General features: G+C 68.5%; 11 protein-coding genes and 1 other RNA gene. 6 read left to right on the top strand and 6 right to left on the bottom strand.

Features of this window, described 5'->3' with window-relative positions; translation table 11 throughout:
- The first annotated feature begins 33 nt into the window (after positions 1-33).
- The 4 genes from miaB to dapF are packed head-to-tail and all read left to right on the top strand — an operon-like array spanning position 34 to position 3,951.
- Positions 34-1,578, top strand: coding sequence for a tRNA (N6-isopentenyl adenosine(37)-C2)-methylthiotransferase MiaB (miaB, locus tag C6C15_RS07110; protein WP_105949661.1), 1,545 nt, complete (start codon positions 34-36; stop codon positions 1,576-1,578).
- Positions 1,575-2,486, top strand: coding sequence for a tRNA (adenosine(37)-N6)-dimethylallyltransferase MiaA (gene miaA, locus C6C15_RS07115; RefSeq protein WP_105949662.1), 912 nt, complete (start codon positions 1,575-1,577; stop codon positions 2,484-2,486). The genes miaB and miaA overlap by 4 nt, the downstream gene beginning before the upstream one ends.
- A 34-nt stretch (positions 2,487-2,520) precedes the next feature.
- Positions 2,521-3,069, top strand: coding sequence for a dihydrofolate reductase family protein (locus tag C6C15_RS07120; RefSeq protein ID WP_105949663.1), 549 nt, complete (start codon positions 2,521-2,523; stop codon positions 3,067-3,069).
- Positions 3,070-3,078: 9 nt separating this feature from the next.
- Complete coding sequence (dapF, locus tag C6C15_RS07125) at positions 3,079-3,951, top strand: diaminopimelate epimerase (protein ID WP_105949664.1); 873 nt, start codon at positions 3,079-3,081, stop codon at positions 3,949-3,951.
- A gap of 18 nt (positions 3,952-3,969) precedes the next feature.
- On the opposite strand, the gene C6C15_RS07130 is transcribed toward dapF, so the two are convergent.
- Entirely contained in the window at positions 3,970-4,611 is a 642-nt protein-coding gene (locus tag C6C15_RS07130; protein ID WP_105949665.1) for a class I SAM-dependent methyltransferase, read from the bottom strand.
- Between the two features lie 66 nt (positions 4,612-4,677).
- On the opposite strand from C6C15_RS07130, the gene hflX reads away from it, so the two are divergent.
- Entirely contained in the window at positions 4,678-6,189 is a 1,512-nt protein-coding gene (gene hflX / locus C6C15_RS07135) for a GTPase HflX (RefSeq protein ID WP_060921064.1), read from the top strand.
- A 10-nt stretch (positions 6,190-6,199) separates the two neighbouring features.
- Here hflX and C6C15_RS07140 read toward each other — a convergent pair whose 3' ends face one another.
- Positions 6,200-6,862 (bottom strand): SIMPL domain-containing protein, encoded by a 663-nt coding sequence (locus C6C15_RS07140; protein ID WP_105949666.1) that lies wholly within the window; start codon positions 6,860-6,862, stop codon positions 6,200-6,202.
- A gap of 140 nt (positions 6,863-7,002) precedes the next feature.
- Between C6C15_RS07140 and ssrA the strand changes: the two genes are divergently transcribed.
- Positions 7,003-7,372: a transfer-messenger RNA gene (ssrA, locus tag C6C15_RS07145) on the top strand.
- A gap of 80 nt (positions 7,373-7,452) precedes the next feature.
- Here ssrA and C6C15_RS07150 read toward each other — a convergent pair.
- The 4 genes from C6C15_RS07150 to C6C15_RS07165 all read right to left on the bottom strand — a co-directional run bounded on the left by C6C15_RS07150 (position 7,453) and on the right by C6C15_RS07165 (position 10,134).
- Positions 7,453-8,628 (bottom strand): tyrosine-type recombinase/integrase, encoded by a 1,176-nt coding sequence (locus C6C15_RS07150; RefSeq protein WP_105949667.1) that lies wholly within the window; start codon positions 8,626-8,628, stop codon positions 7,453-7,455.
- On the bottom strand, positions 8,628-8,999 hold the full coding sequence (locus C6C15_RS07155; RefSeq protein WP_158698523.1) for a hypothetical protein: 372 nt from the start codon (positions 8,997-8,999) through the stop codon (positions 8,628-8,630). Before C6C15_RS07155 ends, C6C15_RS07150 begins: the two co-directional genes overlap by 1 nt.
- Positions 9,000-9,178: 179 nt before the next feature.
- Positions 9,179-9,637, bottom strand: coding sequence for an ImmA/IrrE family metallo-endopeptidase (locus C6C15_RS07160; protein ID WP_105949669.1), 459 nt, complete (start codon positions 9,635-9,637; stop codon positions 9,179-9,181).
- Complete coding sequence (locus C6C15_RS07165) at positions 9,634-10,134, bottom strand: helix-turn-helix domain-containing protein (protein ID WP_158698524.1); 501 nt, start codon at positions 10,132-10,134, stop codon at positions 9,634-9,636. Before C6C15_RS07165 ends, C6C15_RS07160 begins: the two co-directional genes overlap by 4 nt.
- Between the last annotated feature and the right edge of the window lie 29 nt (positions 10,135-10,163).

Below are 10,163 nucleotides of genomic sequence, written 5' to 3' on the forward strand. Positions count from 1 at the left end.
GGCTCTCGGTGACGCTCGTACAATGGGAGCATCATGACTATCCCCCGCAGTGAACCGACGATCATCAGCGCGTCGTCGGCGGCCGTCGACGATGACGGGCGCCAGCGATCCTACGAAGTGCGCACCTTCGGCTGCCAGATGAACGTCCACGACTCCGAGCGTCTGTCCGGATCCCTGGAGAGCGCCGGCTACATCCGCGCCGAGGCCGGAGCCGAGGCCGACGTGGTGATCATCAACACCTGCGCCGTCCGGGACAACGCCGCCGGGAAGCTCTACGGCACTCTCGGGCATCTGGCCGCCGTCAAGCGACGTAAGGCCGGGATGCAGATCGCCGTCGGTGGCTGCCTCGCGCAGATGGACAAGCAGGCCGTGCTCGACAAGGCTCCCTGGGTCGACGTGGTGTTCGGGACGCACAACATGGGGTCCTTGCCCGGTCTCCTGGAGCGCGCGCGCCACAACGGCGATGCCGAACTCGAGATCCTCGAGTCCCTCGAGGTCTTCCCGTCGACGCTTCCCACCAAGCGCGACTCGGCGCACAGCGGCTGGGTGTCGATCTCCGTCGGCTGCAACAACACCTGCACCTTCTGCATCGTCCCGAGCCTCCGGGGCAAGGAGAAGGACCGTCGGCCGGGCGACATCCTCAACGAGATCCGCCTGCTGGTGGAGGACGGCGCCATCGAGGTGACGCTCCTCGGGCAGAACGTGAACTCGTACGGGGTGGAGTTCGGGGATCGTCAGGCGTTCGGCAAGCTCCTCCGCGCCGCCGGCGAGATCGAGGGACTCGAGCGCATCCGTTTCACGAGCCCGCATCCCGCCGCCTTCACGGACGACGTGATCGACGCGATGGCGGAGACGCCCGCCGTCATGCCGCAGCTCCACATGCCGCTGCAGTCCGGGAGCGACCGGATCCTCAAGGCGATGCGCCGCTCCTACCGCAGCGAGCGCTTCCTGGGCATCCTGGACCGCGTCCGCGAGCGCATCCCGCACGCGGCCATCACGACCGACATCATCGTCGGCTTCCCCGGCGAGACGGAGGAGGACTTCGAGGACACGATGCGCGTCGTCGAACAGTCGCGCTTCTCCGGAGCCTTCACCTTCCAGTACTCGATCCGCGAAGGCACCCCGGCGGCCACGATGCCCGACCAGGTACCCAAGGACGTCGTGCAGGCCCGCTACGACCGGCTGATCGCGCTCCAGGAGCGCATCTCGCTCGAGGAGAACCAGAAGCAGGTCGGCCGGGAGGTCGAGGTTCTCGTGTCCACGGGCGAAGGCAAGAAGGACACGGAGACGCGTCGCCTGACCGGGCGGGCGCAGGACAACCGGCTCGTGCACTTCGAGGTCACTCCCGGGTCGGAGCTGCCGCGGCCGGGTGATGTCGTCACGGTGACGGTGACGCACGCCGCGCCGTTCCACCTCCTCGCCGACGATCCGACGGGTGCCCCGCTCCGCATCCGCCGGACGCGTGGTGGCGATGCGTGGGATCGGGGACAGGCCGAGTCGTGCGCCGTGCCGGTACCGAGCGACGGCGCTCCGCGCGCCGTCTCCCTCGGCCTGCCGACCCTCCGCGTCGGAGTGTGACCGCGCCTCGGCTCTGGGCCGTCGTCGGTGCGACCGGCACGGGGAAGAGCGATCTGGCGCTCGATCTCGCTGGGGAGCTCCGGCGTCGCGGCAACCCGGCGGAGATCGTCAACGCCGACGCCATGCAGCTCTACCGCGGCATGGACATCGGTACCGCAAAGCTGTCGGTCGCCGAACGTCGCGGCATTCCGCACCACCTCTTCGACGTGCGAGAGGTGACGCAGGACGCCGCCGTGGCCTGGTATCAGCCGCTCGCGCGTAACGCCGTGCAGCGGATCCACGCGGCGGGAGGAGACGCGATCCTCGTCGGTGGATCTGGGCTCTACGTGTCGAGCGTCGTCTACGAGTTCCACTTCCCGCCCCGAGACCCCGCCATCCGCGAGCGTCTCGAGCAGGAGCTCGATCGCGAGGGCGTCGAGTCCCTGCTTCAGCGGTTGCGTGCGCGCGATCCGGAAGCCGCGGCCCGAGTGGACCCGCGCAACGGGAGACGCGTGATCCGCGCGCTCGAGATCATCGAGCAGGGGAGCGCGACGCATGGTGCCGCTCTCCCGGCGACCCCGACGCTCTGGCACCCGCACACGCGTCTGATCGGCCTGCACGTGGATCGGGCCGAACTCGTCGCCCGTCTCGATGCGCGCGTGCGTCGGATGTGGGAGCACGGCCTGGTGGCAGAGGTCGCCGGGCTGCGGGACCGCGGTCTGGAGCGGGGGACGACAGCCCCGCGGGCGATCGGATACGCGCAGGCGCTCGCACAGCTGGACGGACGCTCCACCGCCGAGGAGGCGATCGCCGAGACGCAGGCACTCACGCGGCGCTACGCACGACGGCAGGTGTCGTGGTTCAAGCGCTACCCGGAGCTGGAGTGGGTGACGCCACCCGTGGCCGTCGCCGACCTGCTGGGGGACTGACCGCGATGTCGGCGGCCCGTGCGAGCATGCGCGTATGGCCACTCACTACTTCACCGCGTCCAGCCTGGACGGCTTCATCGCCACTGCCGAGCATTCCCTGGACTGGCTGCTGAGCCAGGACATCGACATGGACGGTCCGATGGCGTACCCCGGCTTTGAGAAGAGCATCGGTGCGCTGGTGATGGGGGCATCCACGTTCGAGTGGGTCATGCGCCATGAGGAGGGCCGCTGGACGTACACGCAGCCCACGTGGGTGCTGTCGCATCGTGATCTCGCGGTGCCGGAGGGGGCTGATGTCCGCGTGACGAGTGCCGACATCCTCGACGTCCACAGCGCGATGCTCGACGCGGCGGGTGGCAAGGATCTGTGGGTGGTCGGCGGGGGAGACCTCGCCGGGCAGTTCGCCGACGCGGGGCTGCTGGACGAGTTCTGGGTGCAGTACGCACCGGTGACACTCGGGAGCGGCGCCCCGCTGTTGCCGCGGCGACTCGATCTGGAACTGATCGAGGTGGCCCGCAACCGCAGCTTCCTCTGCGGGCGCTATCGCGTCGCACGGCCGGTCGCAGGGGCGTCGGCTCCCTAGACTGGTCCCATGGTCGCATTCACCAAGGGGCACGGTACCGGCAACGACTTCATCATCATCGCCGACCCCGAAGGGCAGCTGGAGTTGACGGCGGAGCAGATCGCCGTGCTCTGCGATCGTCACTTCGGCATCGGCGCGGACGGCGTGCTGCGCGTCGTGCGCTCATCCGCGATCCCGGAGGGTGCAACGGCCCTGGCGGAAGAGCCGGATGCCGAGTGGTTCATGGACTACCGCAACGCGGACGGTTCCGTGGCCGAGATGTGCGGCAACGGGATCCGCGTCTTCGCTCACTACCTCGTCCGCTCCGGTCTTGCGTCGATCGAGCCCGGCAGCACGCTTCCGATCGGCACCAGAGCGGGCGTCCGTGACGTCACACGCAGCGTGAGCGGCTATCAGGTCGACCTCGGCGCGTGGAAGCTGTCGGGAGACGACCCGCTGGTGCGCGCGGACGGGCTGACCGTCACCCGTCCGGGACTGGGTATCGACGTCGGGAACCCGCACGTCGTGGTGGCGCTTGCCTCGGACGCGGAGCTCGGACTGCTGGAACTCACCCGCACGCCCGAGCTGGAGCCGGCCCCGCCCGCGGGAGCCAACGTCGAGTTCGTGGTGCCCGGCGAGCCCCTCGTGCGCGACGGCATCGGGCACGTGCGGATGCGCGTCTTCGAGCGCGGCGTCGGCGAGACGCTGAGCTGCGGGACGGGCGTCGCCGCCACGGCTCTCGCTGTGCGCTACTGGGCCGGCGCTCAGGCCCCCGACAACTGGCAGGTCGAGGTTCCCGGCGGCACGCTCGGCGTCCGCATGTTCCCCGCCGAAGACGGGGAGCACGTCGCACTGTCCGGGCCCGCGCAGCTCGTCTATCAGGGTGAGGTCGACCTCGTCTGAGGTCGCGGGGCGGACCTCTCAGACGAGGTCGATGGGCTCCGTCGGCGGTGTTCCGTGCTTGCGCACCTTGAGGATGCGGTACCCCTTGCCGGTCGCCGTCCGGAAGACGCTGTAACCGGGCTGGAAGGTCGCCGCGATCCAGCGCTGCAGGGAGTCGGCGCCGAGGTTCCGCTGCACGACGAGCCATGCATCGCTGCGCTCGTCGAGCCTCGGGATCCACTTCTCCAGCAGACCGTGCAGCTCGTTCTTCCCCACCCGGATCGGGGGATTGGATCTGATCGTGCGGAAGGTCACGTCGGCGGGAACATCTTCGGGCAGTGTGGCGTTGACATTGGTGAGGCCGAGGGCTGCGGCGTTGCGACGCACGAGGTCCAGAGCCCGCTCGTTCACATCGACCGCCCAGACGGTCGCGTGCGGTGCGGCCAGCGCCATCGACAGGGAGATGGGACCCCACCCGCTGCCGAGGTCGAGAAGATGACCTCCGGGAGGAACGGGAGGCATGTTGGCGAGAAGCACTGCGGTGCCGGCGTCGAGTCGATCCGGGCTGAAGACACCACCCGCGGTGGTCACTTCGAGCTCACGTCCTGCCAGGGATACGCGGATCTTGCGCAGGTTCTCGGGGCTAGCCGGGGCCGCAGTGAAGTAGTGGTCGGACCCCATACGGTGAGCGTACCGGACGGCGCGGGCTAAGGTTAAGGCTCGCGAGGAAACCAGAGACAGGAACGGATGACGGAGACGAAGACACCCTCCACCGACGACCAGACGGTCGACCGCGTGCTGGCGAACGCAGAGAAGCGCTCGGAGGTGCGGATGTTCGGCGCCGCACAGGCGCTCCAGGACGAAGCGACGGCCGCGCACTCGACGGCAGACGGCGACCAGTGGGACCTCGAGGATCGGCACGCGCTGCGGCGTGTGGGCGGTCTGTCGACGGAGCTCGAAGACGTCACCGAGGTCGAGTACCGTCAGCTGCGCCTCGAGAACGTCGTGCTCGTCGGCGTGTACCCGCAAGGGGCCCAGGAGGACGCGGAGAACTCGTTGCGGGAGCTCGCCGCCCTTGCGGAGACCGCCGGCGCCGTCGTGCTCGACGGCGTGCTGCAGCGCCGTCCGCACCCGGACGCCGCCACCTACCTCGGACGCGGCAAAGCGCAGGAGCTGAAGGACATCGTCGCCGCCGTCGGCGCCGACACCGTCATCGCCGACACCGAGCTGGCCCCCAGCCAGCGACGTGCGCTCGAAGACGTCGTGAAGGTCAAGGTCATCGACCGGACCACCGTGATCCTCGACATCTTCAGCCAGCACGCCAAGAGCCGAGAGGGCAAGGCTCAGGTCGAGCTCGCGCAGCTCGAGTACCTGCTGCCGCGCCTGCGCGGTTGGGGTGAGTCGATGAGCCGACAGGCCGGTGGACAGGTCGGCGCCGGAGGCGCGGGCATGGGCTCGCGCGGTCCCGGTGAGACGAAGATCGAGCTCGACCGCCGACGCATCCGGACGAAGATGGCGCTCCTGCGCAAGCAGATCCGCGACTTCGCGCCCGCGCGCGAGGCGAAGCGGGCCGAACGCAAGCGCAACACCATCCCCTCCGTCGCCATCGCCGGATACACGAACGCCGGGAAGTCGAGTCTGCTCAACGCGCTGACGAGCGCGGGCGTGCTCGTGGAGAACGCGCTGTTCGCGACCCTCGATGCGACCGTCCGTCGGTCCGAGACCGAAGACGGCCGCGTGTACACGCTCACCGACACGGTCGGATTCGTGCGGAACCTGCCGCATCAGCTCGTCGAAGCCTTCCGCTCCACGCTGGAGGAGGTCGGTGACGCGGACGTCGTGCTGCATGTGGTCGACGGCTCGCACCCCGACCCGGCCGGCCAGCTGCAGACGGTGCGCGACGTGATGGGCGATGTCGGCGTGCGAGACATGCCCGAGATCGTCGTCTTCAACAAGGCCGACCTCATCCCCGAGGACGAGCGGCTCGTGCTGCGCGGCCTGGAGCCGCAGGCGCACTTCGTCTCGTCACGGTCCGGCGAGGGCATCGTCGAGCTCCGCGCGGCGATCGAGGAGGCGCTGCCGAAACCGGCCGTCGAGCTCCACGCCGTGATCCCGTACGACCGCGGTGACCTCGTCGCGGCGATCCACGAGACCGGGATGCTGCTGTCCGTCGAGCACCAGGAGGCAGGGACCGCGGTGCACGCGCACGTGTCCGAGCGTCTCGCGGCCGACCTCGCGCCCTACGTCGTCAGCGACTGACGGCGGAGGCTCAGCGAGCGAGGAAGCGCGCCTCGACGGTCGCCGTGAGGACGATGTCCTGCGGCTCGTACTCCATGGCCGGCGCGGAGTCGGCCGCGAAGGCGACGGCGCCGCGTGCTTTCCCCAGCGGAGCGCCGGGTGCAGGTGTCGAGGACAGCAGGCCGGTGTCGGCGATCTCCAGGGGCGTCACCTCAGCGAGGCCGAGCGCGGCGGCGTAGGCCTCGGCTCTCGTCACGGCCACATGGACGGCCTGCGTGGCGACCTCTCGTTCCACGCGAACGCGGGTCTCGGGGGTGAGGTGCCAGTCGACACCGCCGACCTCGACGCCATCCCAGGCGGAGATGTCGGAGATCCAGACAGACAGTTCCGACGCCTCGGCGAAGGTCGCGGTGAGGTCGATGCTCGCGTAGTAGACCGGGGCGAGACGTTTGCCGTCGGCGTTCCAGGGGCGCTCGGCGCGCACGGAGAGCCGCGTGCTGCTCCAGTCGAGGGCGGAGCCGGCGTCCACGCGTCCCACGATGCTGCTGCGGACCGGCTCGGCCAGGCGCATGACGTGATCGACGACGGTCGCGCGCTCCGGACCCTCGGCGCGCACCGAGACGCGGACGGTCGCCCGTTCCGGCGCCAGGCGGGCTTCGTGTTCGCCGCGGACGGTGACTGTCACATCGCTCATGGGGCGACTCTACGCGACGGGCACGGCGGCGGGGAATGGCGGCGGAGGCGCAGACGTTGTAGTCTGTGATGCTCGGGCGTTCGTCGTCCGAGGCTGACAATTCCACAGCGTGACAGCGGCTCCTTCGAGAGAAGGACCACGGGGCTGATCGGTTTCGACAGCGCCTGTGAATCCACGAGAAGCGGGCCGAGGATGCAGAGTTATCTCGTAAACGCTCTCTGCAAAACAATAGTTGCCGAAACCAAGCGCAACGACTTCGCCCTCGCTGCCTAAGCGAGCCCGATAGTCCGTCAGACCGTATGTGATTCCGATACGGATCCTGGCGTCATCTAGGAATCTTGCTGCGTGACGGCGTCTGGACGTCTCGTGGGACTCTTCCCAGGCTGGGCTCGTCGACTTAGGTGTCTGTGACAAAGGTCGGAGCCGAGCAGAACGCTTCCACAGACTGCGCCCGGAGAAGGCGTGGAGACTCAGCGTTGGACGGGGGTTCGATTCCCCCCAGCTCCACCATGTCGCTGTCACACAGAACGAGGCCCGCCTCCCTAGTGATCACTAGGGAGGCGGGCCCTTTTTGCGTTGTGGATAACTCGTCAGGCGGCGAGCCCTGCCCACACTTTGCCCACATCTGCTGCGGTCGCTCGTTCGTCGAGCCGGTTCGCGACGTCGTCGAGGTCGTCGTCGAACAGGTCGGCGTACGTGTCGAGGGTCATCGCCGCGGACTTGTGTCCGAGCATCCGCTGCACGGCCTTGACGTGGGCGCCCGAGCTGATGGCGAGCGACGCTGCTGTGTGGCGTAGGTCGTGCGGCGTTAGCCTCTCCAGGCGGGCTTCCTCGGTCGCGCGCGCGAACCAAGAGCCGGCGCCCTCGCTCGTCTTCGCGCGCCGCAGGAAGTTGCCGCTTGCGTCGGCGAACACGAGGTCGCTCTTCGACTTGCCCGCACACTGTCGTTCGAGGGCGTCGACGAGGAACCCGGGGAACGGAACCGTGCGCTTCTCCCACGACTTCGGTGCGCCGATCTCGATCACCCCGTCGACCTCGACCGCGGCTCGGTTCACGTGCACTCGCCGGCGGAGCATGTTGATGTCGGAGACTCGGAGCCCGATCGCTTCGCTCCATCGCAGCCCGCAGTACGCGAGGACGAGGGTGAGCGTGGCGAGGGTGTGGTCGTGCGTCGCGGCTGCGAGGCGCACGACCTCCGCGTCGGTGAGGTAGCGGCGCTCCTTGGCTGAGACCTTCTTCGGCAGGTTTCTCGCGCCGCGGGCCGGGTTCTTCGAGATCCGGCGATCGCGCACCGCGACGTCGAGGATGCCGGCGAGCACGCCGAGCGCGCGGAGCACCACAGTCGCGGATCGCGGGCCGGTGGTGTTCCGGCGGATCCTCTGCCGATCGGTGATGGCCGTGCCCGCACTCATCTCGGAGATCCATGCTTCGACCGCTGAGGGCTTGATGTCGCCGACGGGCGTCTCGCCCCATCGCGGCTTCACGTGCACGTTCCAGGACGTCTCGAGCGAGTGGTACGACGAGGGCTTGAGGCCCTTCTTGGTGAGCAGCCAGGCGTCGCCCAGCGCGCCGACGTTGACGCGTGAGTCTTTCGGGTCGAAGTACTCACCGGTGGCTTTTGAGACCGTGACCGAGGCGAGGAACAGCTCCGCCTCCTTCTTGGTCCGGAAGCCGCGCTTGTCGGTCTGTGCCCTGTTCGGCTTCCGATAGCGCACCCTGTATCGGCGACCCTGAGCGGTGTCGTAGGGCGTGATCGAGCCGGCCACTAGTTCCCGCCCTTGTCGCGAACCGCATACCAACGTCGAGCGATTGACTCGACCCGCATGACTTCGCCGCGTACCCAGCCGCGGGACTGAGCCGCCTTGAAAACCCGCCACCACATTCGACCGTAGGTCGCGGCCTGCTCCGTCGATGCGGAACCGTCGACAGGCGCGATCGGGGGGAAGCCATCGGGCACGCGTGAGCGGACTCGGCCGGAGGTGCTGAGCCCGGCTGCACGGCGAGCCATGTTCAACCAGGCCTCCTCGTCGGCCTCGGCAGCAGCCGCGGCCGTGGCGATCTCCGCATCAGTCACGACACGAGTGACTGACTTCAGCGCCATGCCGCGGGGCGGGGCGACATCGATGGCAGCGATCACGGCGAACGCCGCACGACCGTCACCCCCAGGAACAACTACGCGTGCGCCCACAGCGGGAGGCGTCGCGAGCGTCCACTCGTACGCATACGCGTGGTCTGCGTTCGGGGGAGTGACGGACGCGAGTTCGCGAAACGAGACACTCACGATGCGTCGGCTGGGCTTACGGGTGAACCACCCCATCAGGCGACCTCGATGCGCTCGTGCCACTGGCCGGCACCCATCTTCGCGTCGACGTAGGTCGTGTCGCCGACGCGCAGCAGCAGCCCCTGGTATGCGAGCACGATGCTCTTCATCACTCCGAGCTCGACAGCGATTCCTGCAGCGCGACCGTGGTGGACTCGCTCGAGGTACCGGTAGGTGTTGAGGTCGATGAGGCGTAGCGCTGCCCATTCCTCCGCACGTCGCTCCTGCTTCGCGTTTACGGGGCCGAACTTCGACGGCACGTCGCCCCAGAGCGCATGTGCGAGCTCGTGTGCAAGGACGCTGCGGTGGTGTCGTGCATGCATGCCAGGGCGCAGGTAGATCACGTGCTTTGCGTGGACATATTGTCCATCGCGGTCGGCGGGAAGCTCGCGGTACTCGATGCGGACGCCGAGGGTGTCGGCGAAGTCGAGGAGTCTCTGATCGGTGGGGGTCATTGCTCGTCCGTGGGCTCGGTCTCTGCGGGGCGCGCGACGGCGCTCAGTTCCTCATCCTCTTCGAGGGCTGGGACATTTGGTCGCAGCGGTGTGACATTGCTGCTGGCTCCATGCTGCTCGGGATCGAAGGGTACGGCGACCTCGATGGAGTCGTGCTCTTCGATCCGGCGCACGATCTCCGTTGCTAGCTCGAGGTCGCTGTACATCCGCAGGAGCGACTTGCGGGTGACCTGCCCGCCTGCGATCTGGAACACCTGCGCGCGCTCCTGCGGCCGCGGGGTGGCCGAGTAGGCGGCGACGACTCGGTGGGCCTCGTCACGGTCGAGTGGGAAGTGGGCGGCGAGAACGTTGATCTTCGCGGGGGAGGGCTTCGTCTCGCCGGCCAGCCACCGGGTGATGGTGGAGAGCGGGATTCCTGAGCGTCGCGCGATGTCTGCCGGGGGGAGTCCGCCGGTGATCCGACGGAGGTACTCGGGCCAGGTCTGCAACTTGTTCACGAGGGGCGACGTTAGCAGACCCATTGCAT

Source organism: Microbacterium sp. str. 'China', from assembly GCF_002993305.1.
In the GTDB taxonomy this organism is placed as follows: domain Bacteria; phylum Actinomycetota; class Actinomycetes; order Actinomycetales; family Microbacteriaceae; genus Microbacterium; species Microbacterium paraoxydans.

What these genes read in the sequence shown, in the direction of transcription:
- C6C15_RS07140 (WP_105949666.1), bottom strand. Translation starts at nt 6,862, where the DNA reads ATGAGCGATGTGACAGTCACCGTCCGCGGCGAACACGAAGCCCGCCTG.
- C6C15_RS07120 (WP_105949663.1), top strand. Translation starts at nt 2,521, where the DNA reads ATGGCCACTCACTACTTCACCGCGTCCAGCCTGGACGGCTTCATCGCC.
- miaB (WP_105949661.1), top strand. Translation starts at nt 34, where the DNA reads ATGACTATCCCCCGCAGTGAACCGACGATCATCAGCGCGTCGTCGGCG.
- dapF (WP_105949664.1), top strand. Translation starts at nt 3,079, where the DNA reads ATGGTCGCATTCACCAAGGGGCACGGTACCGGCAACGACTTCATCATC.
- C6C15_RS07160 (WP_105949669.1), bottom strand. Translation starts at nt 9,637, where the DNA reads ATGACCCCCACCGATCAGAGACTCCTCGACTTCGCCGACACCCTCGGC.
- C6C15_RS07130 (WP_105949665.1), bottom strand. Translation starts at nt 4,611, where the DNA reads ATGGGGTCCGACCACTACTTCACTGCGGCCCCGGCTAGCCCCGAGAAC.
- hflX (WP_060921064.1), top strand. Translation starts at nt 4,678, where the DNA reads ATGACGGAGACGAAGACACCCTCCACCGACGACCAGACGGTCGACCGC.